The sequence below is a fragment of the Aliisedimentitalea sp. MJ-SS2 genome (genome assembly GCF_032586155.1).
Taxonomy (GTDB): Bacteria; Pseudomonadota; Alphaproteobacteria; order Rhodobacterales; family Rhodobacteraceae; genus JAWHTC01.
This window is the reverse complement of the sequence record NZ_JAWHTC010000001.1, coordinates 959,609-985,888: the sequence shown is the minus strand read 5'-3', so window position 1 is coordinate 985,888 and position 26,280 is coordinate 959,609. Positions and strand designations below refer to the sequence as shown.

Annotated in this window: 26 protein-coding genes; 13 read left to right on the top strand and 13 right to left on the bottom strand. The window is 61.0% G+C overall.

What is annotated here, in order from left to right:
- Window positions 1–99 precede the first annotated feature (99 nt).
- The 6 genes from RXV86_RS04855 to RXV86_RS04830 form a co-directional block, all read right to left on the bottom strand.
- Complete coding sequence (locus tag RXV86_RS04855) at window positions 100–1,476, bottom strand: TRAP transporter large permease (RefSeq protein ID WP_316297926.1); 1,377 nt, start codon at window positions 1,474–1,476, stop codon at window positions 100–102.
- Complete coding sequence (locus tag RXV86_RS04850) at window positions 1,476–2,141, bottom strand: TRAP transporter small permease (RefSeq protein WP_316297925.1); 666 nt, start codon at window positions 2,139–2,141, stop codon at window positions 1,476–1,478. The genes RXV86_RS04855 and RXV86_RS04850 overlap by 1 nt, the downstream gene beginning before the upstream one ends.
- A 90-nt stretch (window positions 2,142–2,231) precedes the next feature.
- The gene (locus tag RXV86_RS04845) at window positions 2,232–3,236 is read right to left on the bottom strand and encodes a TRAP transporter substrate-binding protein (protein ID WP_316297924.1); all 1,005 of its coding nucleotides are present in this window, start codon (window positions 3,234–3,236) and stop codon (window positions 2,232–2,234) included.
- Between the two features lie 275 nt (window positions 3,237–3,511).
- Window positions 3,512–3,928: a hypothetical protein gene (locus RXV86_RS04840; RefSeq protein ID WP_316297923.1), complete on the bottom strand. Its 417-nt coding sequence runs from the start codon at window positions 3,926–3,928 to the stop codon at window positions 3,512–3,514.
- A 205-nt stretch (window positions 3,929–4,133) separates the two neighbouring features.
- A complete protein-coding gene (locus RXV86_RS04835) occupies window positions 4,134–5,363 on the bottom strand; it encodes a sigma-54 dependent transcriptional regulator (RefSeq protein ID WP_316297921.1) in 1,230 nt (409 codons plus the stop codon).
- Complete coding sequence (locus RXV86_RS04830) at window positions 5,360–7,033, bottom strand: ATP-binding protein (protein ID WP_316297918.1); 1,674 nt, start codon at window positions 7,031–7,033, stop codon at window positions 5,360–5,362. The genes RXV86_RS04835 and RXV86_RS04830 overlap by 4 nt, the downstream gene beginning before the upstream one ends.
- Window positions 7,034–7,092: 59 nt before the next feature.
- On the opposite strand from RXV86_RS04830, the gene RXV86_RS04825 reads away from it, so the two are divergent.
- Entirely contained in the window at window positions 7,093–8,256 is a 1,164-nt protein-coding gene (locus RXV86_RS04825; RefSeq protein WP_316297917.1) for a cytochrome P450, read from the top strand.
- A 61-nt stretch (window positions 8,257–8,317) separates the two neighbouring features.
- Here RXV86_RS04825 and RXV86_RS04820 read toward each other — a convergent pair whose 3' ends face one another.
- Window positions 8,318–8,779, bottom strand: coding sequence for an Lrp/AsnC family transcriptional regulator (locus tag RXV86_RS04820; protein ID WP_316297915.1), 462 nt, complete (start codon window positions 8,777–8,779; stop codon window positions 8,318–8,320).
- A gap of 147 nt (window positions 8,780–8,926) precedes the next feature.
- Between RXV86_RS04820 and RXV86_RS04815 the strand changes: the two genes are divergently transcribed.
- From RXV86_RS04815 to RXV86_RS04795, 5 genes are all read left to right on the top strand, one after another.
- Complete coding sequence (locus tag RXV86_RS04815; RefSeq protein WP_316297911.1) at window positions 8,927–9,232, top strand: DUF2849 domain-containing protein; 306 nt, start codon at window positions 8,927–8,929, stop codon at window positions 9,230–9,232.
- A gap of 27 nt (window positions 9,233–9,259) precedes the next feature.
- Window positions 9,260–10,906, top strand: coding sequence for a nitrite/sulfite reductase (locus RXV86_RS04810; protein WP_316297910.1), 1,647 nt, complete (start codon window positions 9,260–9,262; stop codon window positions 10,904–10,906).
- 5 nt (window positions 10,907–10,911) lie between these two features.
- Window positions 10,912–11,676: a phosphoadenylyl-sulfate reductase gene (locus tag RXV86_RS04805; protein WP_316298451.1), complete on the top strand. Its 765-nt coding sequence runs from the start codon at window positions 10,912–10,914 to the stop codon at window positions 11,674–11,676.
- Entirely contained in the window at window positions 11,673–12,098 is a 426-nt protein-coding gene (locus tag RXV86_RS04800; RefSeq protein WP_316297908.1) for a DUF934 domain-containing protein, read from the top strand. The genes RXV86_RS04805 and RXV86_RS04800 overlap by 4 nt, the downstream gene beginning before the upstream one ends.
- A gap of 229 nt (window positions 12,099–12,327) precedes the next feature.
- On the top strand, window positions 12,328–13,182 hold the full coding sequence (locus RXV86_RS04795; protein ID WP_316297907.1) for a ferredoxin--NADP reductase: 855 nt from the start codon (window positions 12,328–12,330) through the stop codon (window positions 13,180–13,182).
- A 96-nt stretch (window positions 13,183–13,278) separates the two neighbouring features.
- Here RXV86_RS04795 and RXV86_RS04790 read toward each other — a convergent pair whose 3' ends face one another.
- Complete coding sequence (locus tag RXV86_RS04790; protein WP_316297906.1) at window positions 13,279–14,115, bottom strand: translation initiation factor 3; 837 nt, start codon at window positions 14,113–14,115, stop codon at window positions 13,279–13,281.
- A gap of 213 nt (window positions 14,116–14,328) precedes the next feature.
- Between RXV86_RS04790 and infC the strand changes: the two genes are divergently transcribed.
- Complete coding sequence (gene infC, locus RXV86_RS04785) at window positions 14,329–14,877, top strand: translation initiation factor IF-3 (protein ID WP_367575554.1); 549 nt, start codon at window positions 14,329–14,331, stop codon at window positions 14,875–14,877.
- A 70-nt stretch (window positions 14,878–14,947) separates the two neighbouring features.
- A complete protein-coding gene (locus tag RXV86_RS04780) occupies window positions 14,948–15,535 on the top strand; it encodes a class I SAM-dependent methyltransferase (RefSeq protein ID WP_316297902.1) in 588 nt (195 codons plus the stop codon).
- A 220-nt stretch (window positions 15,536–15,755) separates the two neighbouring features.
- Here RXV86_RS04780 and RXV86_RS04775 read toward each other — a convergent pair whose 3' ends face one another.
- Together RXV86_RS04775 and RXV86_RS04770 are read right to left on the bottom strand one after the other, a co-directional pair.
- A complete protein-coding gene (locus tag RXV86_RS04775) occupies window positions 15,756–16,760 on the bottom strand; it encodes a molybdopterin-binding protein (protein ID WP_316297900.1) in 1,005 nt (334 codons plus the stop codon).
- Entirely contained in the window at window positions 16,757–17,731 is a 975-nt protein-coding gene (locus RXV86_RS04770; protein WP_316297898.1) for an XdhC family protein, read from the bottom strand. The genes RXV86_RS04775 and RXV86_RS04770 overlap by 4 nt, the downstream gene beginning before the upstream one ends.
- Before the next feature lie 314 nt (window positions 17,732–18,045).
- Here RXV86_RS04770 and RXV86_RS04765 point away from each other — a divergent pair, with 314 nt between their 5' ends.
- Window positions 18,046–18,564 (top strand): hypothetical protein, encoded by a 519-nt coding sequence (locus RXV86_RS04765; RefSeq protein WP_316297896.1) that lies wholly within the window; start codon window positions 18,046–18,048, stop codon window positions 18,562–18,564.
- A 58-nt stretch (window positions 18,565–18,622) separates the two neighbouring features.
- Here the strand turns inward: RXV86_RS04765 and RXV86_RS04760 are convergent, their stop codons facing one another.
- Genes RXV86_RS04760 through RXV86_RS04750 form a run of 3 tightly spaced genes read right to left on the bottom strand, consistent with a single transcriptional unit; the run spans window position 18,623 to window position 21,241 of the window.
- Window positions 18,623–19,885: a VWA domain-containing protein gene (locus RXV86_RS04760; protein WP_316297895.1), complete on the bottom strand. Its 1,263-nt coding sequence runs from the start codon at window positions 19,883–19,885 to the stop codon at window positions 18,623–18,625.
- Window positions 19,886–19,943: 58 nt separating this feature from the next.
- Window positions 19,944–20,336 carry an ADP-ribosylation/crystallin J1 gene (locus RXV86_RS04755; RefSeq protein ID WP_316297893.1) on the bottom strand — a complete coding sequence of 131 codons (393 nt, stop codon included), beginning with the start codon at window positions 20,334–20,336 and terminating at the stop codon, window positions 19,944–19,946.
- Window positions 20,333–21,241, bottom strand: coding sequence for a MoxR family ATPase (locus RXV86_RS04750; protein WP_316297891.1), 909 nt, complete (start codon window positions 21,239–21,241; stop codon window positions 20,333–20,335). Before RXV86_RS04750 ends, RXV86_RS04755 begins: the two co-directional genes overlap by 4 nt.
- 232 nt (window positions 21,242–21,473) lie before the next feature.
- On the opposite strand from RXV86_RS04750, the gene RXV86_RS04745 reads away from it, so the two are divergent.
- From RXV86_RS04745 to RXV86_RS04730, 4 genes are read left to right on the top strand one after another with little or no spacing between them, the layout of a single operon-like run.
- Window positions 21,474–22,505: a glycosyltransferase family 2 protein gene (locus tag RXV86_RS04745; protein ID WP_316297890.1), complete on the top strand. Its 1,032-nt coding sequence runs from the start codon at window positions 21,474–21,476 to the stop codon at window positions 22,503–22,505.
- Window positions 22,502–23,155, top strand: coding sequence for a hypothetical protein (locus RXV86_RS04740; protein WP_316297889.1), 654 nt, complete (start codon window positions 22,502–22,504; stop codon window positions 23,153–23,155). The genes RXV86_RS04745 and RXV86_RS04740 overlap by 4 nt, the downstream gene beginning before the upstream one ends.
- The gene (locus tag RXV86_RS04735) at window positions 23,152–25,581 is read left to right on the top strand and encodes a glycosyltransferase family 2 protein (RefSeq protein ID WP_316297887.1); all 2,430 of its coding nucleotides are present in this window, start codon (window positions 23,152–23,154) and stop codon (window positions 25,579–25,581) included. The genes RXV86_RS04740 and RXV86_RS04735 overlap by 4 nt, the downstream gene beginning before the upstream one ends.
- 4 nt (window positions 25,582–25,585) lie before the next feature.
- Window positions 25,586–26,278: an FkbM family methyltransferase gene (locus tag RXV86_RS04730; protein WP_316297886.1), complete on the top strand. Its 693-nt coding sequence runs from the start codon at window positions 25,586–25,588 to the stop codon at window positions 26,276–26,278.
- Window positions 26,279–26,280: the final 2 nt, after the last annotated feature.

Genomic DNA, 26,280 nt, shown 5'->3' with positions numbered 1-26,280 from the left:
TGTGGTTATTTTCTCTGCCTCAAATGCAAAATTGTCGCTGCCAAATGAAAAAGCGGGCCCCGCAAGGCCCGCCTTTGGAATTAAATGCCTGATCAGCACCTAGTTTGTCACGATCTCCGGCCCCATGAAGGTATTGGGCAGATAGGTCGAAAGCCACGGGATGTACGTCACCATGATCAGGAAGACGAAGAGCACGGCCAGGAACGGCAGCGCCGCGCGGACAACGCTCATCATCGGCATCCCTGCCACACCCGAGGTCACGAACAGGTTCAGCCCCACAGGTGGCGTGATCATCCCGATCTCCATGTTCACCACCATGATGATGCCCAGGTGAATCGGGTCGATGCCCAGCTGCATGGCAATCGGGAACACCAGCGGTGCAACGATCACCAACAGGCCCGAGGGCTCCATGAACTGTCCACCGATCAGCAGGATCACGTTAACCACGATCAGGAACATCACCGGGCCAAAGCCTGCCGACAGCATGGCGCCCGCAATTTCCTGCGGAACTTGCTGTTCGGTCAGCACATGTTTCAGGATCAGCGCGTTGGCAATCACGAACAGCAGCGTCACCGTCAGCTTGCCCGCGTCAAACAGCGTCTTCTTGGTGTCCGGGTGGACGAACGCGGTCAGGATCGCCTGCGGCTTGCTCATCAGGCTGCGCCCTTTCTCGCCTTCGCCCTGTGCCAGCGGCCCCATATCCTTGTAGATGAACGTGGCAATCAGGAAGGCGTAAACCGCGGCCACGGCGGCGGCTTCGGTCGGCGTAAAGATCCCGCCATAAATGCCACCCAGGATGATCACGATCAGGAACAGGCCCCAACCGGCCTCACGGCCGGACTCGATGATTTCACCCCAGCCCAGCCAATCACCCTTGGGGAGGTTCTTGATCTTGGCGATAGCATAGATTGTCACCATCAGCATGAACCCGGCCAACAGCCCCGGGATCACACCGGCCAGGAACATCCGCCCCACCGACACCTCGACGGAAGCCGCGTAGACCACCATCACGATCGACGGCGGGATCAGGATGCCCAGCGTACCGGCGTTACAGATCACGCCGGCGGCGAATTCCTTGGAATAGCCCACCTGCCGCATGCCTGCGATCACGATCGAGCCGATGGCAACCACCGTAGCGGGGGACGACCCTGACAGGGCCGCAAACATCATGCAGGCAAACACACCCGCAATCGCCAGGCCGCCGGGCAAGTGGCCGACGCAAGCGATGGAGAAGCGGATGATCCGTTTCGCCACCCCGCCCGTCGACATGAACGACGACGCAAGAATGAAGAACGGGATCGCCAGCAGAGTGAAGTGCCCCTCGAACGCCTCGAACAGGGTGCCGGCCACCGACGCCATTGTCGCATCCGAAAACCACAGCAGGAACAGGACCGAAGACAGACCCAGCGATACCGCAATCGGCACACCAATCAGCAACAGGCCGATCACCATGCCAAAGAGAAGAACAACATCCATCAGTTCGCCTCCTCGATCTTGGCTCGCGCATCGTCGATCTCATCCTCGACCTCGTGAGAGGCCACCAGACGGTCGATCCGGCCATGCCAGATTTCCATTGCCACCTGAAAGAACCGCAGCGTCAGCAGCAGCATCGAAATCGGCAGTACGATGTAAGGGATCACCTTGGGGATCTTCTCGTATTCCTCGCCGAAATTGATCCAATCCTCGAGAAAGGCAAAAAGCCCGATCATCGGCACATCCTGCACCTCGTACCAGCCCTGCCCGCGGAATTTGTCGACGAATCCGGTGGGGAACCAGCGGCCCGATGTCGGCGGCAACTCGGCAAAGACCGCCCAATAGTCATAGGCCCCCTTCACCAAGAGCAGCGAAAACGCGAGGCAACAGGCCACCGAGATCAGTGCCATCGCCCGGCGCACCGGTTTCGACATCATGTTGACGATGGCATCCACGCCCAAATGGCTGTGGGTTTTCACCGCGTAAGAGGCGCCCAGAAGCACCAGCCAGGCAAACAGGAACACGGTCAGCTCCAGCGCCCAGAGAATGTTGGAATTGAAAACGAACCGCGCGATGACATTGGCGAATGTGATCGCCGTCATCAGGCCAAGGATCAACGCGATCAGCGTCTCCTCGATCTGGTCCGTCCATGACTTTCGATGTGGCATTGTCCCCTCCCGCAGCGCTGTGGCTGCTTATGGAACGGGCGGGCCATTGGAGTAACGGCCCGCCCGCGTGTCACGTGAGTGGTCTTGGGCTTAGCTGCCCGCGTTGATGGCTTGCGCCGCGTCGATCATGTCCTGACCCACGTCGCCTGCGAATTTCGCCCAAACCGGTTTCATCGCGTCGACCCAGGCCTGGCGCTGCTCCGGCGTCAGCTGGCGAATAGTGCCACCTGCATCGATGATCGATTGCTTGGCGGCCTCGTTCACCGCGAAGGCCTCGGCGTTGCGGGTCATGGTGACTTCCTTGACGATGGTCATGAACTGGTCACGCACATCCGCGTCCAGGCTGTCCAGCCAATCGACATTGGTCACAACAAGATAGTCGATGATGCCGTGATTGGTTTCGGTCACACCGTCCTGCACCTCGAAGAACTTCTTGCCATAGATGTTGGACCAGGTGTTTTCCTGACCGTCGACAACACCCTGTTGCAAGGCGCCGTAAACTTCAGAGAAGGCCATTTTCTGCGGGCTGCCACCGATGGCTTCCATCTGGGCGACCAGAACGTCTGACGATTGAACGCGGAATTTCAGGCCATTGGCATCGCTCGGGTTGACCAGTGCCTTGTTGGCCGACATCTGCTTCATGCCATTGTGCCAGAAGGCCAAACCCTGCAGGCCACGGCGCTGCATGCTGTCCAGCAGTGCCTGACCGTTTTCACCGTTCTGGAAGGTGTCCACCGCATCCATGTCCTTGAACATGAAGGGCAGGTCGAACAGGCGGAACTGCTTGGTGAATTTCTCGAATTTCGAGAGGCTCGGCGCGGCCAGCTGCACGTCACCCTGCAGCATCGCTTCTAGCACCTTGTTGTCGTTGTAAAGCGTGGAGTTCGGGAAGACCTCCATGCACATCTTGCCATTCATTTCCTCGTTCACACGCTTTTCCAGCAGCGACGCGGCGATCCCCTTGGGGTGCTTGTCGGTGTTGGTCACGTGGCTAAACTTGACGACGATCTCGCCATCGTCACAGGCACTGGCCAGTGCCGCGCCCGAAGTAACAGTCAGGGCCATCGCAGTGGCCGCAGCAATCAGGAATTTCATTCTTCATCCTCCCGGTACAATGAAACGTCCGCCCCACATTGGGGGTCACATCTCAGCATCCGCGCAGGCCAGCCGCCTTGGCAAGCGCTCAGAGACGCGCTTTGCAGAGATGTGTTTTATTGTTTTACTTCAGAGTATTAGGTGGAATTCCAGGCAATGGCGTAATTGCCGCAGTGCCGCATTGTGCGAAATCCCGCACAGGTCAGCGCCGTGTTGTGCGGAAATCCGCACAGTCTGGGCGAATCCCGACCCCGGTAACAACCCGCCTTTGCGACCTACTGTTCCGCCGCCCAGGTCAAACCGAAGGTGACAAGCCCGTCAACACTGTTGGTGCTCATCGGCACGAACTGCATGAACACGTTGCCCTGCCGCAATTCCACGCCCCCAATCCCCACGACATCGCCGCCAAGACGAGTAGAAAACCGACGCCCGTCACCGGGATACCAGGCCAAACCGCCAAATGCGCTGATCGCGCCCCTGTCCCAGTGAAACAATGGAAGGTGCGCGGTCGCCGCCAACGATCCTTTTTCATAGCTGTTTAGGTAACCCCCGATCGAATAGGCCCAGCGCTCCCGCTCCCAGGTCGCGAACAGGCCAGGGTTGATCTCGTTGAACCCCGTTCCGTTGATATGATGCGAGCCCAGCAGAACCGAGAACCTGTCCGGTTCCGACATCACCGGCCCTGTCGCCATCAGTGCGGCCACAAAAACAACAAGCCGATTAGAATACCTTGAAATCCACATGAATCGCTTTGCCTCCCGGTTCATCCCAGATGTCACAAAGCCCCCAAGTGCTCTCTGTCTGCCCCCGGAGGACGGCCCCGGGCAAGAAAATTCGAGCACCCGTACCGAAAATCCACCCCGCCTGTCGCATTTCGCCCACGCGGCCGGATCCTGCTCAACGTCGGTAATCTTCGGGCTTGATGCCGTATTTCGCCAGCTTGTCATAGAAGGTCTTGCGTGGCAGCTTCAGCCGCTCCGCCGCCTTGGACGCCTTGCCATTCTCGCGCCCGAGAGCCGCAATCAGCAAGGCCCGTTCCACCCGGGCCATCTGCTCAGCCAGCCCCATCCCTGTGTCTGGTTGCACCTCTTCCGGCATCCCCAGCACAAAGCGCATCGCCGCGCTCATCAGCGAGCGCGCGTTGCCCGGCCAGTCCTGCGCCATCAGGCTGCCCAGGTGTTCGGGTGCCACCTCGGGCGGTTCAATCCCCGCCTGTTCGGCCGCCTGTTCCACGTAGTGGCGAAACAGAACCGGGATATCCTCGGGCCGCTCCTTCAGCGACGGAATGCGCACCCGCATCACATCCAACCGATAGAACAGATCGGCATTGAACGTCCCCGTCTCGACACGTTCCGCCAGATCAACCGTGGTCCCGGCTATCACCCGTGCATCAACGCCCTGCTCCAGCCGTTCCAACGCCGCAAACTGGGTCTGATCCGGCAAGGCCGCAATGTCATCCAGGAACAATGCCCCTCCTGCGGCCTCGCTCAACGAGGCCTCGAACTCCTTTGGGCTCATCTGTGCCGCCCGGCATTTGACAAATGCTCCCTGCCCGCGTTCGGACATCAGATGGATCACTTCGGCCACTTTCGACACGCCCGAGCCCGGCGCGCCAGTGACCAGCACCTCGGCCCCCGTCGCCGCCACGCTGCGCACCTTGTCGCGCAATTCCTCGGCCAGCTCTGACGTACCAAACAGCATCCTTGCCGCCGGATCGCCCGCCTCCAACTGTGCTTTCAGCCGCCGGTTCTCCAGCACCAACGCCCGGGTTTTCAACGCCCGCTCGACCTCGGCCAGCAGGTCGGCAGGCGCACAGGGTTTTTCCAGGAACCCGAACGCCCCCTGCTCCATCGCCCGCACTGCCATCGGAATGTCACCCTCCCCGGTCAGCAGGATCACCGGCAATTCCGCATCCACCTCCTGCGCATAATCGAGCAGGTGAAACCCATCACGCCCCGGCATCCGAATGTCACTGACAACAACCCCCTCGAAACCGGGCGCGATTTGATCCTTGGCCGCCACGAAGGATCCCGCCAGCACCGGCTCCATCTCGGCCAGGTCCAGCGTCTGCCCAATCGCCTCACGCACCGCCGCATCATCATCGACAAACAGAACCTTACGCGTCATGCCGCCTGCTCCTCGCGCCACTGATCCAATTCCACGGTGAACACCGCCCCGCGGGTGCCATTGCGCCCGCGAATATTGCCACCGAAACTCTGAACCAAACCGTAAGAGATCGACAGGCCCAGCCCCATACCCTCTTCGCTGCCCACTTCCTTGGTTGAATAGAACGGCTCGAACATGCGCTCGGGATCGGCAATGCCCGGCCCGCTGTCCTCTACGGTCACCTGCAACATCGGGCCCTTTTCTATGGCTATTCGAATTGTCTTCTCCGGCTCTTGCCCGGACATGGCATCGGCGGCGTTGTTGATCAGGTTGACAAAGACCTGCGTCAGCCGCACCTCACCGCCATAGGCATAGATCGGCTCACCCGTCCGATCCCAAATCAGCCTCACGCGGTCACTCTTCAATCGCGTCTGAGTCAACTCGACCGCATTTTCGATCACCTGCACCAGATCCACGCGCCCCATCGGCTCGCTTTCATTGCGCGCGAATGCCCGCAGGTTCTTGATGATCCGTGCCGCCCGCGCCGCCAACGCAGAGATGCGGCCAAGGTTTTCCTGCGCCTTTTCGGGTTTGCCACGGTCGATGAAAGCCTCGCCATTCTCAGCAAATTGACGGATCGCCATCAGCGGCTGGTTTAGCTCGTGACTGATCCCTGCACTCATCTGCCCAAGCGCGCTCAGCTTGCCTGCCTGTACCAGATCCGCCTGGGCGCGTTTCAATTCCTGCGTCCGCGCCTCGACCCGCGCCTCCAACAAACGGTTCGCCTCGGCCAGCGTGCGCCGCCTTTCCATCGCCAGGAATAGGAACGCCCCGAATACCAGCCACAGCGCCGCGAACACCACCGCCTGCAACATCGCGATCCGCTTGGCCGGGCCTGTGCCCACCAGCGCTTCGGCCTGCATGCCGATCACCGGCAGGTCACGCACCAGGTGCAGCGACTCGCGCGGGATGTAAGCTCCCCAATCTATCCGCCAGATGTCATGTCCCGACCGTTTCACCGCTTCGAAGGCCGGTGGCCGCAACATCGCAGGTTGCAAGCCTGCCTGCCCCGCCTCGCGCCGCCAGAACAGGATTTCCGAGCGGTTCGAGACAAACACCTCTCCGCCCTCGTCAACGAAGAACACCGCCGGGCGCGAGCCGCGCCAGTCATCTTCCAGCTTGGCCAGATCGACGACAACGATCAAAGCGCCCTTAACCTGACCATCCGCGCCAAACCGCGGTGCAGCATAGAAATGCGCCCGCAACTGTCTGGCCCCGTAAAGCCCGTGCCCCGAGCCCAACGCCCCCTGCATTGCCCGTGCGACCCACGGTCCTGCCGCGACCTCTCCCGGGCCGCTTGTGTTGGCCCGCGCCAACACCTGCCCCTGCCGGTCCACATAGATCAGGTTCAGCGCCGCGGTTTTGTCCGACGCCGCCAACAAGAGCGCCTCGGCCGTTGCCCGATCACCCGTCAATGTCGGGTGGTCCGCCAGCAGAACCGCCATCTCCTGGTACCGGCGCAACTGGCCGGTCAACCGGTCTGCGGCCAGCGCAAGGTCGGCTTCACCACGCCGCGCCAGCTGCCCAAGAGCCTGGCCATAGCCGTAAACAAACAGGCCCGCCGTCATCGCAAACACCACGACAACAAAGCCAAGCACCAATGCGGCCCGCCTGAAAATCCACCTATCCATGGCATCGGTTTAACCGCGACCCGCTTGCATTGACCAGAGTGTTGCGCGCAAATGCCCGAATGCAGAGCCTCGCCCAATCGCCTACCGATCCCGATTTTGTCCAGAATCCCTATCCTTTTTATGACCGTGCCCGCGCCGGGGGCGACCTGTTTTTCTGGCAGGATTACGACCTGATCTGCGCCACCTCTCATGAGGCGGTGCACGCGCTCCTGCGCGACCGTCGCATGGGCCGCGAATGCCCTCCCGAGCTGACCATGCCGATCCCTGAGCATCTGGCGCCCTTCTACGCACTCGAAGCCAATTCCATGCTCGAGGCCGAACCGCCGCGCCACACCCGGTTGCGCCGCCTTGTCACGCGTTCCTTCACCTCGGCCCGCATCGTGGCCCTGGCCCCGCAGATCCGCACCCTGGTGCGCGAGTTGATCGACGCCTTCCCCGATGAGCCTTTCGACCTGATCCCGGCCTTTGCCAGCCGTATCCCCGTCACCGTGATCTGCCGTCTGCTGGGCGTGCCCGAACAGATGGCGGATCAGTTCCTGGCCTGGTCCCACGACATGGTCGGCATGTACCAAGCGGGCCGTACCCGCGCGATGGAAGACGCCGCCGCCCAGGCAGCGGATGAATTCGCCAGTTTCATACGGGCCCATATCGAATCCCGCCGCTCGGACCCGAAATGTGACCTGCTCTCGCATCTCATCGCTGCCGAGGAAGAAGGCGACCAGCTCACCACCGACGAATTGGTCTCCACGTGCATCCTGCTGCTGAATGCCGGTCACGAGGCCACCGTGCATTCCATTGGCAACGCCGTTAAAACCTTGCTGGAGCATGACACACGGAAAATAACCCCCGACACGGTCGAGGAATGCCTGCGCTTCGATCCCCCGCTGCACATGTTCATCCGCTATGCCTATGAAGACTTCTCCGCCTTCGGCCATGATTTCAAACGCGGCGACCGGGTGGGCCTTCTGCTGGCGGCGGCCGGTCGCGACCCGTCAACCTGGTCCGAGCCGAACCGCTTTGACGCGACCCGCGAGGCGGTTCCCCACCACGCCTTTGGCGGTGGCATCCATTTCTGTGTCGGCGCCCCACTGGCACGGCTGGAAATTACCCTGGCGCTGGAAATTCTATTCGCTCGCTGTCCGGGCCTGCAACTGGCCGAACCACCTTCCTACGCTGACAGCTACCATTTCCATGGGCTGGCCCGGCTGATGGTCAATCGTTAGGTGAGCGCCCGCACCGGTTTTTCGCGATAAATCGTTTCTCAGCCCGCCATGGTTCGCAAATCTATAGCGGCAACGCCACGCTCGCCTTGATCTCCTCCATCGACAACAGCGCGGTAACGTTATGCACCTTCACCTCTGAAATCAGCGCCTGGTAAAACACGTCATAAGCCCGCGCGTTCTGCACCCGCACCTTCAGGATATAGTCGATATCCCCCGCCAGCCGGTGCGCCTCCTGCACCTCGGGTCGGTCTTGCAGCGCTTTCAGGAACCGCGCCTGCCAATCTGCATCATGCTCGCTGGTGCGGATCAGAACAAAGAAACAGGCCTCAAAACCCAGGGCCTCGGCATCCAGCAGAACGGTCTGCTGGCGGATCACTCCACTCTCGCGCATCTTGCGCACCCGATTCCATACCGGCGTCTTGGAAGAGCCTACTTTGCGGGCGATTTCGTCCAATGACTGCCCCGCATCGCGTTGCAGCTCGGAAAGGATTTTCCGGTCCAGATCATCCAGTCGCACTGCCATTCTGCCAATCTCCTATCTTGGCGAATTATTTCGCCATCACAGGGGAACACTAAAACATACGTTCTTGTTTTTCCAGCCATCTAGCATTCAGGCAGAACATTTTCCTAAATTAGACACAAGAAACACCTCACACGCAGGAGCAAAACCATGTCGACCCAACCCAACTTCCACGTTGTTACTGCCAATGCGCTCGACACCGGTGATGTCGTTTATCTCACCGGCTGCGATGAATGGAGCCCCGAGATCCTGACCGCCGAGTTCATCGACGACACGGAACACGCCGATTTCCGCCTTTTCGTGGCCCAGGGCCAGACCCGTCTGGTGGTCGATGCCCACCTGGCCGAGGTCGAGATCACCGATAACGGTCCCGTGCCGCTGACCCGTCGCGAGGCGCTGCGCGCCCAGGGTCCCAGCGTCGCCGCCCCGCAACCCCACGCCATCGCGGCCGAATAACCGGCCCCGCAGAAACGGATCGCTCCCATGTCGCAGGATTTTCTCGCCACGCGCAACGCCCAGTTCCGCCACCAGGTCGCCCGCCGTCTCGCGGGCGATCTGACAGAAGAGGAATTCAAGCCGCTTCGCCTGATGAACGGTGTCTACCTGCAACTGCATGCCTACATGCTGCGGGTGGCCGTCCCCTATGGCACGCTCAACGCGGATCAACTGCGCGCTTTGGCCCATATCGCTGACAAGTGGGACCGTGGTTACGGCCATGTCACCACCCGCCAGAACATGCAGTTCAACTGGCCGCGCCTGACCGACATTCCCGACATGCTCGATCATCTGGCCACCGTGAACCTGCATGCGATCCAGACCAGCGGCAACACCATCCGCAATGTCACCGCCGACCCCTTTGCCGGGGCTGCCGCCGACGAGATTGCCGATCCCCGCCCGCTGGCCGAGCTGATCCGCCTGTGGTCCACCGATCACCCCGAATTCCAGTTTCTGGGACGCAAGTTCAAGATCGCCGTGTCCGGCGCCACCACCGACCGCGCCGTGCTCAAGGCGCATGACCTCGCCGTGCGCATCCGTCAAAATGATGGCCAGATCGGCTATGAGGTACTGATCGGCGGCGGTCTGGGCCGCACCCCGATGGTCGGCCAGACCCTGGCCGAGTTCCTGCCGCAGGCCGATCTTCTGCCCTATCTCGAGGCGGTGCTGGCCACCTACAACCTGCTGGGCCGGCGCGACAACAAGTACAAGGCGCGGATCAAGATCGCGGTGCATGAACACGGGTTGGAGAACCTGCGCGATCTGGTCGAGATCGAGTTTGCCCGCCGCCGTCCCACGTTCAAAGGCGCCGATCAGGCCCTGCTCACCCAGCTCGAACAGCAATTCGCCCTGCCCGTCTTGCCGCTGCGTGATGCGGCCCCCTATTACACCGCGCGCGACGCCGATCCGGGGTTCCGCAGCTTTACCGATACCAACCTTGCCCCGCACAAACGGGCGGGCCATGCCATCGTGACCGTGTCGCTCAAACCCTATGGCGGCACCCCGGGCGATATCACCTCGGACCAGATGCGCATTCTGGCCGATCTGGCCGACCGCCATGCCCATAGCGAACTGCGTTTCACCCCCGAGCAGAACATCGTCCTGCCGCATGTGGCGCTGGCCGACCTGCCCGCGCTTTATCATGGCCTTCTGGCCGCCGGGCTTGCCACCGCCAATGTCGGACGCGCATCCGATATCATCGCCTGCCCCGGCATGGATTACTGCGCCCTTGCCACCGCGCGCTCGATCCCGCTCGCGCAGGACCTGTCGGCCATGCTGCATGACACCGGTCTCGACGGAAAACTGGGCAAGCTGGGCATCAAGATTTCGGGCTGCATCAACGCCTGCGCCCATCACCATCTGGCCGATATCGGCATTCTCGGGCTCGACCGGGGTGGCGTGGAAACCTACCAGATCACTCTTGGCGGCGCACCGGGCGATGACATGCGCGTCGGCACCCGCACCGGCCCCGGCTTTTCCGCCGACGACATCGTTCCCGCCATCGAACGGCTCGCGCAGGCCCATCTCGTGCTGCGCCGCGATGCGGACGAAGGCTTCTCAGCCACGTTTGACCGGGTCGGCATGGCCCCATTCAAGGCGGCACTCTATCCCGAAACCACCAAGATATCGGCTTGATCGACATGCTACACCTGACCGATCCAACCGCGCCGGGCGGTCCGCGCCTGCTGCATCCACGCAGCCTGTCGCTGCTGGACGCGCATTTCGCCGACCGCAAAGCGGAAGACCTGCTCGACTATGCCCTTTCCGGCGCCCTAGGCCGGATCGCACTGGTTTCGTCCTTCGGGGCCGAGGCCGCGGTTCTGCTGCATATGGCGTCGCGCATCGACCAGGACGTGCCGGTTTTGATTCTCGACACCCATCTGCTCTTTGCCGAAACCCTGGCGTACCAGTCGGAGCTGGCCGCGCATCTGGGCCTGGGCAACCTGCACATCCTGCGCGCCGTTACAGAACAGTCAGACCCGGACAACAGCCTGCACCAAACCGATCCCGATGCCTGCTGCGCCCTGCGCAAGACCGCACCCCTGACCCGCGCACTGACGCAGTTCGACGGCTGGATCACCGGGCGCAAACGAGCCCAGTCGGGCACGCGCGCCAGCCTGCAAGCGGTCGAACGAGACCCGGACGCCGGCAAGGTCCGGCTCAACCCGCTTTTCGACTGGTCGCCCGCTCAGGTGGCTGCGTATTTCGACGCGCACGACCTGCCGCGCCATCCGCTGGTCGCGCGCGGCTTTACCTCGATCGGCTGCGCCCCCTGCACCACGCCAACGAAACCCGGTGAAGACCCGCGCGCCGGACGCTGGCGCGGCCGCGACAAGATCGAATGCGGCATCCACTTTGCCAATGGCAAAGCCATCCGAAACACGCGCCAAGGAAACGACCAATGACCACCCAATTGATCCGCGACACCGGCTTTGTCCCCGAGGACTGGGCCCATGGTTATACCCGCAACCCGCGCCATATCGCCGGGGAAAACGGTGCCGGGCTGATCCTGACGCCCGACACCGCGAACCTGTCCGATCTGGCCCAACGCCTGCCCAGCATCGGCATGATCCGCGTCGAGTTCTCAAGCTTTGCCGATGGCCGTGGCTTCACGCTCGGACGTCAACTGCGGCTTGCGGGCTACGACGGTCGCTTGCGCGCCGCCGGCCCTTTGGTGGCCGATCAATACGCCATGGCCCGCCGCGCCGGTTTCGACGAGGTTGAAATCCCCGCATCGCTTGCCGAACGCCAACCCGAGGCCGATTGGCTGTTTCGCGCCGACTGGAGGGATCACGATTTCCAGTCCCGGCTGCGTTCCGCCGCCTGACCAACCTCCCGCGACGGCACGTGGTTCAATTTGAGCCAGATCAAAGACGCACGAGCAATATACCTTAAAACCCACCGCAATCTGTCAAAGCGTCTCGCCCTGCACCTGTTCCGGGGCAATTGAAGCGCTGCGCATCACATGAAAGTTTCTCGCGTCACGCCAAAAACCTCTATTCAGATTTTTGGCGTGACGCTTTAAGGAGGGGCAAACACGTTTGCCCGCTAATGAAATGACCGAGTTGACCCCAGTGACCGATACAAACATCAAAGTTCCCAAGGCCCCTGCCCTGCCCGATGCGCAGACTGTTCTTTCCGTCAAACACTGGACCGACCGACTGTTCTCGTTCCGCGTGTCTCGGCCGTCGGCGCTGCGCTTCCGCTCGGGCGAGTTTGTGATGATCGGGCTGATGGGCGATCCGGACCCCAAGACGGGCAAGCAGAAACCGCTGCTCAGGGCCTATTCCATCGCCTCACCGTCCTGGGGCGAAGAGCTGGAATTCTACTCGATCAAGGTCCCCGACGGTCCGCTTACGTCTCGACTGCAGCATATTCAGCCCGGTGACGAGATCATCCTGCGCCCCAAACCGGTGGGCACGCTGGTGCATGATGCGCTGCTGCCCGGCAAGCGGCTCTGGTTCTTTGCCACCGGCACTGGCTTTGCGCCCTTCGCCTCGCTTTTGCGCGAACCGCAGACTTATCACGACTATGACGAGGTCATCATCACCCACACCTGCCGCACCTGTGGCGAGTTGGAATACGGTGCCGCGATCATCGACAGCCTGAAACATGACGAGCTGTTGAACGAAGTGATCGGCGAAGGTTTCTGGAAGAAGATCAAATACTACCCGACCACAACCCGCGAAGAGAGCCCGAAAATGGGCCGCATCACCGACCTGATGCGCTCGGGTCAGGCGTTCGAGGACCTGGATGTCGCCCCGATCAAACCCGAACATGACCGGGCCATGATCTGCGGCAACCTCGCCTTCAACCTTGAACTCAAGGACATGCTCGAAGAGTTCGGGCTCGAAGAAGGTGCCAACTCCGATCCCAAGACTTACGTGGTGGAAAAAGCCTTCCTAGATTGACTGTAGGGTGGGCAACCTGCCCACCGTGCCCACTCCAACCAAAGAAAAACCGCGCCGGAAATCGGCGCGGTTTCTTTTTACCGGATGGCGTTAGGTTTACATCCCCATCGCTTCCTTGATCTTGTCCAGCGTCGCTTTCAGCAGCTCGGGATTGTCCTTGGCCTTCTCGAGGCCGGTTTTCAGCAGGGTCTTTTCCATCGCGCCGATGGCATCGGTGCCGTCGATCATCTCGACAACCTTGTCCATGTTGAACCCGTCCACGGTCAGCAAATCGGCCATCCCGTCGGCACTTTCCGCAGCCGCCTCGGCTTCGGCAGCAGCGGCTTCAGCAGCGGCAGCGGCCTCTTCTTCAGCCTTCTTGGCGGCCTCGGCAGCGGCAGCAGCTTCTTCCTCAGCCTTCTTCGCAGCTTCGGCAGCAGCGGCAGCGGCCTCTTCTTCGGCCTTCTTGGCGGCCTCGGCAGCGGCAGCAGCCGCCTCTTCCTCGGCTTTCTTCGCAGCGGCAGCAGCCTCTTCTTCAGCCTTCTTGGCAGCCTCGGCGGCAGCGGCAGCAGCCTCTTCCTCGGCTTTTTTCGCAGCGGCGGCAGCCTCTTCTTCGGCCTTCTTCGCAGCTTCGGCAGCAGCGGCAGCGGCCTCTTCTTCGGCCTTCTTGGCAGCCTCAGCAGCGGCAGCAGCTTCTTCCTCAGCCTTCTTCGCAGCTTCGGCAGCAGCGGCAGCGGCCTCTTCTTCGGCCTTCTTGGCAGCCTCGGCGGCAGCGGCAGCAGCCTCTTCCTCGGCTTTCTTCGCAGCGGCGGCAGCCTCTTCTTCAGCCTTCTTCGCGGCTTCGGCTGCGGCGGCGGCAGCAGCTTCTTCCGCCTGACGTGCATTTTCCGAGTACCAGTAGTACCCACCGCCAATCACAACAACGGCCACAGCAGCCCAGATCAGGTTTTTCATAGTTTTCGTCCCCGTTTACGACGCCAACTCCGGCGCCGGACATTCATAACGCTGTCGGGATGCACTCTTTGCCACCTGTCCACAAGGGGGAACTAGGGGGAATCTCGTCGCACTCTGCCCAAATGTGGCTAATTTTGCCGCTTGAAGTGCCCGGCCCGCGCAGCTACCTTGCACCCTCGAAACCCGTTGAAAAACAACCGAAGGATCAAAACCATAGCCCGCAGACCTCACAATGCGCCCCCACAGCGCGACACTGGCCCCCGCGTCAACGACAAGATTCGCGCCGACGAAATCCGCCTGATCGGCGCCGAAGGCGAAAACCACGGGGTTGTTTCCCCGCGCAGGGCGATGGACCTGGCAGAAGAGGCCGGGCTTGACCTGGTCGAAATCTCGCCCAATGCCACGCCCCCGGTCTGCAAGATCATGGATTTCGGCAAGTTCAAATATGAACAGCAGAAACGCGAATCCGAGGCCCGCAAGAAGCAAAAGATCATCGAGGTGAAAGAGGTGAAGTTCCGCCCCAACACCGACACGCATGACTACGATGTGAAGATGCGCAACGTGTTCAAGTTCCTGGGCAATGGCGATAAGGTCAAGATCACGCTGCGGTTCCGCGGTCGCGAAATGGCGCACCAGAACCTTGGCCGCGAGCTTCTGCTCCGGGTGGCGGACGACATTGCCGAGGTCGGCAAGGTTGAAAACATGCCCAAGATGGAAGGCCGCCAGATGATCATGATGATCGCGCCCTTGCCGCAGAAGTGATCCATACCTAAATACCTGAACGCCTCGCACTCGCGGGGCGTTTTTCAATTCTGGAACAGGATATCAGGCCATGTGGGAAGAACGTTTTGCCGCCACCTCCGATTTCGTTTTCGGCAAGGACCCCGCCCGGTTCATGATCGAATACGACGACTGGTTCAAACCCGGCCAGACCGTGTTGTCCGTCGCCGATGGCGAGGGCCGCAACTCGGTCCATCTGGCCGAACGCGGTCTGGATGTCACGGCGCTGGAATTTGCCCCTTCGGCGCTGGCCAAGGCGCGGATGCTGGCTGCCGAGCGCGGCGCCACGGTCAATTTCCGCCAGTTCGACGTACTCGCCCAGGAATTCGAAGGCCAATACGACATCGTGATGGGCCTCTTCATCCAATTCGTCGGCCCGGTCGAACGCAACAAGCTCTTCGCCAAGATGCAAAAGGCCACCAAACCCGGTGGGCTGATCATCCTGCACGGCTATACACCCGAACAGGTTGCCCATGGCACCGGCGGCCCACCCTTCGTCGAGAATATGTATACCGAGAAGACCCTGCGCGAATGCTTCCCCACTTGTGAGGTGCTGGAAGTGAAGGAATACGAACGCGAAGCCCAGTCCGGCAAAGGTGTGGCCGCCTATATCGACTTCATCGCCCGAAAACCCGTCTGAGACCGTCGACCGAGTTTGAAACGAGGTCCGATTTCTGACCTTGAACAGGTTTTCGAATTGCTTGCGCAATCCGACCGGCCGGAGGGCCAGCTCCCAGACCTCCGGTAATTTTTTAGTCAGATGAAGGGGGGCCGGGTTGTTCGAGTGGCGGCTTGAGGCCGGAAACCAGACCGGAAAGCACCAACCACAAATGGCACAAACCGCCAGGCCCCGGTTCTGATCAATTCTTGGGAGTCTTCCCCAACCGCGGCATCGGCCGGGTCGGGATTTCCTTCAACAGCCCGCCAACCCCCATCGCGGCAATATCCTTGTTGCCCACATCAATACCACAGACCACACGGCTCAACACCCAATCGGCCCCGTTGAGCTTGGGCGAGCGGGCACAGCCCGGCAATCCGATCACCGGACGCCCCTTCTTCACACGTCCGACAAACAAAAGGTTGCCCGGATCAACCGGCATCCCGAAACGGCGTACCTTGCCCCCTGCCAAACGCAGCGCCTCGGGCGCCACATCCTGCGGGTCTGACGTGGCCGAGCCGGTCAGGATCAGAATCAACTCCCCCTCGGCCGCCTTGATGGCCTCTGTCAGGGCCTCGGTCTCATGCGCCACCGTGATCGTCTCGATCAATTCCACCCCCAACCGGGTCAACCGATTTTCAATGGCTGCGCGCCCCTTTTTGCCAGCTCCGCCGGGAATGTCACTGATGATCAGCGACGCACTTGCCAAAATCGGCTCATTCAATTTGATCGCGCGTCGTGCCTTGCCCACGGCATTGCCAAGGTCCATCCCCGGCACGCCATAAGAGATAATCTTGACCGTCGCGACCATGCCGCCGGTTTCCATCTGCTGAAAAGGCGGTACCGTCGCCACAGTGATCATCGGATGGACCCTGTTGACCTTGTTCACCTGGTCTTTGTCCATCGTCACAACCCCCGGTCTCCGGGCAAGGATGTTGACACGCCCGGTCTGGGGCCTGGTCAATCTCAACCCGTCATCGCCGCCCGCCACCAGCGCCTGTGCCAGCGCCTGCGCCGCCACGTCCTCGTGGCTGTCATCGGCCTCGAGCTGTGCTACTGTAACGGTCTTGATTCCGGCCTTGCGCAGCGCTTGGATATGCGCCCCTTCCAGCACCATTCCCTTACGCAGCTTCTTGCGGCCCGCCTTGACCGAATGCGCCAAAATGGCCCCTTCGGCCTGACCAATGGAAACCGGTCCGAATTTCATTGTCCGCTCTCCCCTTTTCTCAGCACCTGCAAGCATTCCGCCAGGATCGACACTGCGATCTCGGCCGGGCTGGCTGCGCCAATGTCCAGCCCCACGGGCCCGTGAATTCGACCAATCTGGGCGTCACTCAATCCCGCTTCCTGCATCCTTGCGACCCGCTTTGCCTGCGTCCGGGTCGACCCCAGGGCGCCAATATAAAACACATCCGTCTCCAAAGCTTCGATTAGTGCCGGGTCGTCAAGCTTCGGGTCATGGGTCAGCAACACCAGCGCGGTCCGCCCGTCCAGGCCCAAAGCCCGCACCCCCTCATCCGGCCACTCATCCACGATGGTCTCGCCGGGGAAACGCTCTTCACTGCCAAAGGCCGGGCGCGGCTCGATCAGTATCGGATCGAACCCGGCCAGCCGCGCCATAGGCACCAGCGCCTGGGCAATATGCACCGCGCCGACAATGATCACTCGCAAAGGCGGGTTGTGGATAGTGACAAAACTGCCGTCTTCCTCGAACCCCGACCAATCCATGCGGAACCGGTCGTCAAAACCCTCGCGGACCAGCCGCCGTACCCCGACCTCGGGCGGCGACACCACCGCCACCTTGTCACGTGCGGCCCGTGCCGCCACCAGCTCTTGCAACAGCGCCACCGGAAGAACCGGCCCCACCGGTTCGACCAACACCCGGATGGTGCCGCCACAGGCCAGCCCCACGGCAAAGGCATCGCCATCGGAAATTCCGTATTCCAACGCCCGCGGGGCCCCCTCGGCAATCGCTTCCAAGGCCTCAAGCACAACGTCACCTTCGACACAACCGCCCGAAACCGAGCCCTCGATGGCACCATCCTCGGCGATAACCAGCTGGCTACCCACACGGCGCGGGGCGCTGCCCCAGGTTTGCACCACGGTGGCCAATGCAACCTTACGCCCGGCACGATGCCACGCCAGCGCGGTTTCCGGCATATTGTCGAACCGTTCCATCGCGTTTCCTCCCCTCGCAAAGCTCACTATGGCGCGCCCTCGCCGGCTTGTCTCCCCCGACTTTGGCCGTGTTTCCGGCACGGGCAGATATTGGCAAAGCCGCCGCGATCCGCATCGCAACGGCCTCGATACCCCAAAAAACGCCTTCAACAGCCCCGCAATTCGGAACTGCGAAAAAGCCACCTATCTGCCAATTGAGACCAAACAAGACCACCTGGATTGAATTGTAAATGACGCAAATCAAACCTATCGCAATTCAGCTAAAAATGGTTTGATCAAACGAATTCAAACCGGCTCAAACACGGGAGTTTTTCATGCGTGGCATTGCACTTTCCTGTCTTGTCCTGCTTGGCTCTCCCGCTCTGGCCGAGCCCCCTCTCAGCCGCCATTTCGGTGCCGAGCAAAGCTGTTATGAACGGGTTTATTCTGACAGCCACCTGGCGCAGCACCCCTTGCAACGGGTCACCCATATCCGGCTGACCCATGATGCCAAACACTCGGGCCCATTCGGCACCGACGGGAAACCGATGCTGTATCCGGACGCACCCGAGATCGTCGTCAATTTTTGGGTTGCCTTGCGGGGTTATCCGGACATGTACAACGCAACCGGTTTCTGTTGGCCCGAAGGCGACGGAATGGGATGCGGCCTGGAATGCGACGGTGGGCAGTTTTCACTGGAAGATCGCGGGCCCGACCAGATCCTGCTAAAAATAAACAATGAAATCTATTTTCATGACTGCGATGAGGGCGAAGAGGTGCTAACGGCCGAACCCGATGACAAGAGTTTCCTGATGACTCGCGTCGAAAGCAGTCTCTGCGCTCTGCCCGAGTAGCACACAGCAGCTTTCCGGCGAATTTGGCCAAGAGTTTTCGAGAAATCCTGGTCCTGCCTCAACGGTCGCGCAGCGCCTCCATCAACCGCGCCTTTTCACCCGCATCCTCGGGCCGCGAGATCGCCCGTGCCAGGTCTTCCAGCGAGGCAATCGAATGCCCGGCGCGGAAACTGTCCACATGGGGTAGCATCGCCGCGATCCCACGCGCACGGGGTGCAAATCCGTCCCAGCGGAGCAACGGATTGAGCCAGATGAGCCGCCGCGAACTCAGATGCAAACGCTCCACTTCCCGTTCGAGCAGCCCCACTTCGTCGCGGTCCAGCCCGTCGGTGATCAACAGCACCACGGCTCCCTGCCCCATGACCCGGCGCGACCAGTCGCGGTTGAACGCATGCAGGCAGGCGCCGATCCGCGTGCCGCCTTCCCAGTCCTGCGCCTCGGTCCCGGCCGATTTCAACGCCTGATCCACGTCGCGTGTTGCCAGGTGCCGGGTGATATTGGTCAGCCGCGTGCCAAAGGTAAACGCATGCACCTTGGCCCAGCCCGCCCCCTTGTGGTTGGCCACCGCATGGAGGAAATGCAGCACCATGCGGCTGTACTGGCTCATCGAGCCGGAAATATCACACAACACCACCAGGTTGGGCCAACGCATCCGCGGCGTCTTCATTTCCAGTTTTTGCAACTCTCCTCCGCGCCGCATCGAGCTACGCAAGGTCCGCCGCCAATCCAGCTTGTGACCCAGGTTTGCCGCCTGTGTGCGCCGCGACGGGATTGGCTTCACCGGCAGACTCAGTTGCGCCAGCATACGCTTGGCCTGCGCCACCTCCTCTGTGCTCATCTGCTCGAAGTCCAACGACCGCAGCCGCTCTTCACCCGACATGGTCGCCGAGGCGTCGATCTCGATCTTGGTTTCGTCCTCGCCCGCCTCGGGCACATCCGGCAGATCACGATTGACCCCGTCAAGCAGCGCCTCTGCCGCCCGCTTTTCCGCTGCCTCGGCCCGGCGTTCTTCCTGCACACCGCGCACCGCCGGCAGCATCATCGACATCATATGTTCCATGTAACGCGGATCGCGCCAGTATAGCCGGAACACCTGGGCAAAGATCCGGCGATGTTCCGGGCGGTTCACGAAACAGGCATGCAGCACCCAGTAGAAATCACGTTTCTCGGTAAACCCCGCCGCCTCGACTGCGCGAATGGCGTCAATCACACGCCCCGGACCGATCGGCAAACCCGCCTTGCGCAAGGCGCGGGCAAAATGGGTGATATTATGGGTCAGCCGGGGATTGTCCGGCAATTCAAGGTCGGGAAGTTCAACCATCAGCCGCCATGGGGGCGCTGCCCCCAAACCCCCGGAGTATTTTGGGCAAAATGAAGCATCAGGATGATTGCCACAATGGCTGCGCTTCATTCAAGTCAATCGGTGCCTTGTCGCGATAGGCCGCAATCACCTCGATTTCACCGACGATCCTCTCATTGAAAACTTCCATATCTTCCGCAGGTACCCACAACTCCTCGTGGTCGCGACCCCCAGCAAGTTGAAGAGGATATGCTTCAATGATGTCATCAGACATTTCCCAACGCGTGACAAACCCCAGATTGTCCGGCACTGGTGTTACTGAGTTCCAGTCACGCGCGATCTTCTCGGCATAGTCGAAGGTTGTAACCGGATAGAAAATCGGTTGGTCCGGCAGACGCGGCGGCCACTCTTTCCAGCCGGAATCGCGCACCAACAACAACTCTTTCAAGCCGGTAGGGCGATACAGGATCATACCGGCTCCAACTCCGCTTTGACCTCATCCAAAATCCGCTTGGCCTCACTGCCCTGCAGTTGCGCTATGTCATCCTGATACTTCAGGATTGCCCCCAGTGTATCGGCAATCACTTCCGGCGACAGGTCGATCACATCCAGCGCCAGCAGGCATTTGGCCCAGTCAATCGTCTCAGCCACACCGGGCCGTTTAAACAGATCCTCGGAGCGCAATTTCTGTACGAAGCCAACCACTTGCCGTGACAGCTCTTCCGCCGCCTCGGGCGCGCGGGCATGCAGGATTTCGATCTCGCGATCAAAGCTGGGATAATCCACCCAATGATACAGACACCGCCGCTTCAGCGCGTCATGCACCTCGCGTGTGCGGTTGCTGGTCAGGATCACGATCGGCGGTTCGGGCGCCTTGACCGTGCCCAGCTCGGGGATCGTCACCTGGAAATCTGACAGCGCCTCAAGCAGAAACGCCTCGAAGGGTTCGTCCGTGCGGTCCAGCTCATCAATCAACAGCACCGGCGCGCCGCCGTCCTGCTCCCGCATCGCCTGAAGCAAGGGACGCTCGATAAGATATTCTTCTGTAAAGAGCTCGGTCTTCAGCACGTCCCGGTCGGCCCCGCCCGCCGCCTCGGCGGTACGAATGGCAATCATCTGCTCGGCAAAGTTCCATTCGTAAACCGCGCTGGCCGCGTCCAGCCCCTCGTAACATTGCAGCCGGATCAACCGCCGCCCCAACCCGCTGGCAATCGCCTTGGCGATCTCGGTCTTGCCGACTCCGGCCTCGCCCTCAAGAAACAACGGCCGCCCCAGCCGCAACGACAAAAACACCACCGTCGCCAAGGCCCGGCCACAAACATAATCCTGCCCCGCCAGCATCGCCTGTACGTCATCTATGGATTGCATCTCGCTCATCGCTCTCCTCCGTCCGTGCATCTCTTCATGACATCGCGCTGCGGTCAAGCAACACCAACGTCGCGTGTTGACCGCCAAATCGCTAAAATCCCCTTGAAAGATTGACGCAAGCGCCCCCGGATGCGATGCTGTTTTTCAACAAAACCATGGCAAAAAGCCGTGGAACAGAAAAAAGCAGCAAGGCGGGCAGCCCCATGACAATGCCAACCGGCAGACCGGCGGGAGCGTAGATATGCGCATCACGGCGGTGACTTGTGTGAAAAACGAAGGGCCGTTCCTTCTGGAATGGATCGCCTTCAACCGGCTGATCGGCGTCACCGATCACCTGTTCTATTCCAACGATTGCACCGACGGCACCGATGAGCTTCTAGAGGCGCTGCAAGACCGCGGATTGGTACAGCACCTGCCCAACCCAGCCCAGGGGCGCAATTACCAGATGGAGGCGCTGAAGGACGCCAAGAGGTGGGAAATCGTGACCGAAGCCGATTGGGTCTGGGTCGCGGATGTCGACGAATTCCTCAATATCCATGTTGGCGACCACACCATCCCTGCCCTGGTCGAGGCCTGCGGCAACCCCCAGGCCATATCGCTGCACTTCCAGTTCTTTTCCGACTGCGGCATCGAGAAATACGCCGACCGTCCAATCATTGAACAGTTCACCCGTTCGCATAACCCGGATTTGTGGTGCGGCGAAACGGCGATCGAAGTCAAATCCTTGATGCGCCATGACTTTCCGCTGAAGTATTTCGGCGCTCATCGACCGTTTTTCCGCGACAAGCTGCCCAAGAAGAAACATCCCACTTGGACCGATGGCGCGGGCCGCACAGTGCCGCATCGCTTCCTCGTGGCCGCCAACCCACGCCGTATCCGCAAATTCCCGGCTCAGGGCGCGCGCGAATACGCCACGCTCAACCATTATGCCCTGCGTTCACTCGACAGCTACCTCGTCAAGAACGACCGCGGCGACGTCAACCGCGAAAACCGCGCTTTTGACGATACCTATTGGCGCGAGCGTAATGACGACGTGTTCCTGGACACCTCGATCCACCGCTACTTGCCTGATCTTAAATCGGCACTGGATGATTTGAAGTCCGACAGCAAAATCAAAGCACTGCACGACAAAGCTGTGGCGGCCCACATCACCAAACGCGACGAACTGCTGGCCCAGCCGGCCTATCGCGGCATGTATGAACAATTGCGCACCGCCCCTCGGATCAGTCCGCAGGAACAGAGCATGCTGGTCGAGCTGGGGCTGGCCTCGTGAGCCTGCCGATCGTCATCAACCTCGGCCTGCCGAAATCGGGCACCACCACGCTGGCCCGCGCCTTACGAGAGGCTGGGTTCACGGTGGCCGACTATCGCATTCGCCCGGCGGACACCGAAAACCCCGAGCTGCGCGGGAGATTCGTTGGCGGCTTGATATACGAGGGCTATTTCACTACCGGCGATCCGCTGGAGCACCTCGAGGACTTCAACGCCTTCACCGAAATCAACAAGCTGCGCCGCGGCCACTCCTTTTGGCCACAAACCGATTTCGGCGTGATCGAGGCGATCCGTCAACATCACCCCTCAACCCGCTTCCTCGCTTCGTCCCGCAACCCGCGAGACCACGCAATGAGCCTGTTGCGCTGGTCGGACCTTGGCAGCCATCGCCTGCCGAAACTCACGGTACCCGGCCTGCCTGTGGGCTACGGTGAAACCGGCCAGGAACGCGCCCGCTGGATTTCCGCCCATCACGCCTTTCTTGATCGGATATTCGATGGCGACCCGAACTATTTGAAGTTCGACATCGCCAACCCTGAGGCCCGCGAGAAAATCGCCGCCCACCTTGGTTGTGATCTGCCTTGGTGGGGCCGCCTCAATGTCAACAGTACGGACAGTAAGTCCAATAATATCAGTAAGGTTGCCTCATGAAGCTCATCCTCCACATTGGCCTGGAACAGGTCGGGGCCGAACGGCTGCAATCGGTGCTGAATGCCAAGCGTGAAGGGCTGCTCTCCAAAGGCGTGCTCTACCCGCGCTCGCCCGGGTCCAAGAATCACACAAGGCTCTATATGGCCGTGAGTGATCCCGACCATATCGACCCGCTGCGCTACAATCGCGGCTACATTGCGCCTGCGTCGCAGGCCGATCTGCGCGAACAGGTCGCCGCCGGTCTGGCGCGCGAGGTCGAGACCCACAAGCCCGACCTCCTGATCCTGTCGGCCTCGCAACTGGGCAGTTCGCTGGCGCGCATGTCCGAGCTCGAACGGCTCAAGGCGCTGCTGTCACCTCTGACCACCGACATCGAAGTCGTCGCCCATATCGACGAACCGGGCCGCCTGCTGAGCCGTCACTACGCGTCGCAGGTCCTCGAAGGCCGCGCCGCGCCACTTGATCTCGAATTCGAACTGGCCGGTAGCGCCGACTGGTGGGGCGACGCCCTGCTTGATGCGCATCAGATCGACCCGCAGGCCGGGCAGTTCCTCGAAACCCAGACCCCTGCGTTCTGGCTCGACTACGCAAGACTGGTCAAGCATTGGGAAGGCGTCTTTGGCCAGGGCAGCATGTCCCTACGCCCGTATGATGCTGACAGGTTACACGGGGTCGATGTGACCGGGGAAATCCGCGACACCTTTGGCATCACCGCCAATATCGGCCGCGCCGAGCCGGTCGATCCCCCCGCGCACCCCTCCGCTGCCTGGCTCGCCCGCGCGCGCCAGCTCAATGAATTGCTGCTCAAGGTGTTGGGCAGCCGCAAGCGCATCCTGCCTCGCATGCTCTGGCGCAAGTTCATCAACGAAATCGCCATCGACGGCCCCGCCATCGACCCCGGCGCCCTGTCCGAGATTTCAACCGCCTTCGCACCAGCCTCAAAAGCCCTGCTCAAGGCCCATCCGGCCCTGACCAAGGCCTGCCTGACCCCCGATCCCGCCGCCGATGCGTGGGAAGAGGCCGATCCCGGTAATGGCTACCGCGCCTCGCAATACCTGCTTTCCTTCATGTGGCGCATCGACAAGGCCACCCGCGAAGCCAAGACGACCAAGCTTGCCGCGTTGAACCAGCTCAATGGCAGCGCGCACACCGCCGAGGCGCGCGCGCATGCCACTGCCCCGGCAGGCGATTTTCATGGAAAATCTGCCGCGAGCGGGGGCGATGAGGCCCCCGCTGACGGCCTCAGCGAGGTCGCCCGCAAGATCATGCCCCCCCTCGCCCAGCAAAATTTCGAAAAACTTCAACATTCCTCCTTCGCCCCGCACAACCGTTTGGGCCGCGTCAACGAGGAAGAACTGGCCGCCGCTTACGCCGAAATCACCCCGCGCGATCTGCCGAAAAACAACTCCGGCAACGTGATCGTCGGCTGCATGAAGAACGAAGCCCCCTATATCGTTGAATGGATCGCCTACCACCGCGCCATGGGCATCGACAATTTCCTGATCTACACCAATGACTGCTCGGATGGCACATCCGAAATTCTTAATCGGTTGCAAGAGCTTGGCGTGCTTCAGCACCGCAACAACGACAACTGGAAGGGCAATTCACCGCAGCAATACGCCCTCAACCAGGCGCTCAAGGAACCGGTCATCAAAAACGCCGAGTGGATCGCCCATATCGACGTGGACGAGTTCATCAATGTACGCTGCGGCAACGGCACGCTTGCAGACTTTTTCGAACACGTCCCCGATGCCACCAATGTCGCCATGACCTGGCGGCTGTTCGGCCATAACGGTGTGACCGACCTCGCCGACGAACTGGTGATCCAACAGTTCGACACCTGCGCCCCGAAATTCTGCCCCAAGCCACACACCGTCTGGGGCTTCAAGACCATGTTCCGCAATATCGGGGCCTACGCAAAAATCTCTTGCCACCGCCCCAACAAGCTCGACGACGCCTTCAAGGGCAAGGTCAGGTGGGTCAATGGCTCAGGCCATGACATGACCCGCGAAGCTGCTGAAAAAGGCTGGAGAAGCTCCAAGAAGTCAATCGGTTACGACCTGATTCAGCTCAATCACTACGCGCTGAGATCGGCCGAAAGCTACCTGATCAAGCGCCAGCGTGGCCGCGCCCTCCATGTCGACCGCTCGATCGGCATCAACTACTGGATCCGCATGGACTGGTCGAATTTCCGCGACATCACCATCAAGCGCAACATTCCCCGCACCCGCGCCGAAATGGACCGTCTTCTGGCGGATGGCACGCTGAACAAACTGCACCAATCCGGCCTCGCCTGGCACCGCGCCAAGGCCGACGAGCTGCATGGAATGCCCGAGTTCCAGGATCTTTACGAGCAGGCCCTGACCATCAAGCTGACCGAGACCGAGCGCGTCGCCTATGCGTTGGCGCTCGATATGGAGAGTTGATCTGATGAGCGACCAACCAATCCCCTTCATCAAGTCTCGTGGCATCAAGATGCCCAAGAACCCCGATGTCATCCGGCCTCGCACCCGAAAGGCCTTGCGCCGTCACGAATACGAGGGGTACGAGGCCGACGCCGTGATGAAGATCGCCCGCGAAGGTGACAGCATTCTCGAACTGGGTGGCGGCATCGGCTATATCTCGACCCTGATCGGCGCACACAAACCGGTGAAACAAATCCACAGCTTCGAAGCCAACCCGATGCTGATCGACTATATCCGTTCGGCCCACGCCTTGAACGGCGTCGAAAACGCCCATGTCCACAACGCCCTTCTGGCGCCGCGCAAGGGTCCGCCGCGCGATTTCTACGTCCGCCAGAACTTCCTCGCCTCGGCGCTAGATCCCAACACCGGACCTGAAGACGGTATCGTCTCGGTCGAAAAGGTCGAGGTCCGCGGCATCAACACGGTGTTTAAAGAGGTCAAACCCGACGTCCTGATCTGCGACATCGAAGGTGGCGAAGCCGACCTCCTCCCGGCGCTCAAATACGACAAGCTGCGTGCCGCGGTGATCGAACTGCACCCGCAATGGATCGGCGCGACAGGCGTGCGCGCGGTCTTCGAGGCCATGCACGAGGCCGGCCTCACCTATTATCCGCGCTGGTCCTACCGCAAGGTCGTCGTCTTCCGAAGAGAGTGGTAAGC

Excerpts from the sequence above, each read along its gene's own strand:
- RXV86_RS04855 (WP_316297926.1), bottom strand. The coding sequence starts at position 1,476 with ATGGATGTTGTTCTTCTCTTTGGCATGGTGATCGGCCTGTTGCTGATT.
- RXV86_RS04850 (WP_316297925.1), bottom strand. The coding sequence starts at position 2,141 with ATGCCACATCGAAAGTCATGGACGGACCAGATCGAGGAGACGCTGATC.
- RXV86_RS04845 (WP_316297924.1), bottom strand. The coding sequence starts at position 3,236 with ATGAAATTCCTGATTGCTGCGGCCACTGCGATGGCCCTGACTGTTACT.
- RXV86_RS04840 (WP_316297923.1), bottom strand. The coding sequence starts at position 3,928 with ATGGCGACAGGGCCGGTGATGTCGGAACCGGACAGGTTCTCGGTTCTG.
- RXV86_RS04835 (WP_316297921.1), bottom strand. The coding sequence starts at position 5,363 with ATGACGCGTAAGGTTCTGTTTGTCGATGATGATGCGGCGGTGCGTGAG.
- RXV86_RS04830 (WP_316297918.1), bottom strand. The coding sequence starts at position 7,033 with ATGGATAGGTGGATTTTCAGGCGGGCCGCATTGGTGCTTGGCTTTGTT.
- RXV86_RS04825 (WP_316297917.1), top strand. The coding sequence starts at position 7,093 with ATGCAGAGCCTCGCCCAATCGCCTACCGATCCCGATTTTGTCCAGAAT.
- RXV86_RS04820 (WP_316297915.1), bottom strand. The coding sequence starts at position 8,779 with ATGGCAGTGCGACTGGATGATCTGGACCGGAAAATCCTTTCCGAGCTG.
- RXV86_RS04815 (WP_316297911.1), top strand. The coding sequence starts at position 8,927 with ATGTCGACCCAACCCAACTTCCACGTTGTTACTGCCAATGCGCTCGAC.
- RXV86_RS04810 (WP_316297910.1), top strand. The coding sequence starts at position 9,260 with ATGTCGCAGGATTTTCTCGCCACGCGCAACGCCCAGTTCCGCCACCAG.
- RXV86_RS04805 (WP_316298451.1), top strand. The coding sequence starts at position 10,912 with ATGCTACACCTGACCGATCCAACCGCGCCGGGCGGTCCGCGCCTGCTG.
- RXV86_RS04800 (WP_316297908.1), top strand. The coding sequence starts at position 11,673 with ATGACCACCCAATTGATCCGCGACACCGGCTTTGTCCCCGAGGACTGG.
- RXV86_RS04795 (WP_316297907.1), top strand. The coding sequence starts at position 12,328 with ATGACCGAGTTGACCCCAGTGACCGATACAAACATCAAAGTTCCCAAG.
- RXV86_RS04790 (WP_316297906.1), bottom strand. The coding sequence starts at position 14,115 with ATGAAAAACCTGATCTGGGCTGCTGTGGCCGTTGTTGTGATTGGCGGT.
- RXV86_RS04780 (WP_316297902.1), top strand. The coding sequence starts at position 14,948 with ATGTGGGAAGAACGTTTTGCCGCCACCTCCGATTTCGTTTTCGGCAAG.
- RXV86_RS04775 (WP_316297900.1), bottom strand. The coding sequence starts at position 16,760 with ATGAAATTCGGACCGGTTTCCATTGGTCAGGCCGAAGGGGCCATTTTG.
- RXV86_RS04770 (WP_316297898.1), bottom strand. The coding sequence starts at position 17,731 with ATGGAACGGTTCGACAATATGCCGGAAACCGCGCTGGCGTGGCATCGT.
- RXV86_RS04765 (WP_316297896.1), top strand. The coding sequence starts at position 18,046 with ATGCGTGGCATTGCACTTTCCTGTCTTGTCCTGCTTGGCTCTCCCGCT.
- RXV86_RS04760 (WP_316297895.1), bottom strand. The coding sequence starts at position 19,885 with ATGGTTGAACTTCCCGACCTTGAATTGCCGGACAATCCCCGGCTGACC.
- RXV86_RS04755 (WP_316297893.1), bottom strand. The coding sequence starts at position 20,336 with ATGATCCTGTATCGCCCTACCGGCTTGAAAGAGTTGTTGTTGGTGCGC.
- RXV86_RS04750 (WP_316297891.1), bottom strand. The coding sequence starts at position 21,241 with ATGAGCGAGATGCAATCCATAGATGACGTACAGGCGATGCTGGCGGGG.
- RXV86_RS04745 (WP_316297890.1), top strand. The coding sequence starts at position 21,474 with ATGCGCATCACGGCGGTGACTTGTGTGAAAAACGAAGGGCCGTTCCTT.
- RXV86_RS04735 (WP_316297887.1), top strand. The coding sequence starts at position 23,152 with ATGAAGCTCATCCTCCACATTGGCCTGGAACAGGTCGGGGCCGAACGG.
- RXV86_RS04730 (WP_316297886.1), top strand. The coding sequence starts at position 25,586 with ATGAGCGACCAACCAATCCCCTTCATCAAGTCTCGTGGCATCAAGATG.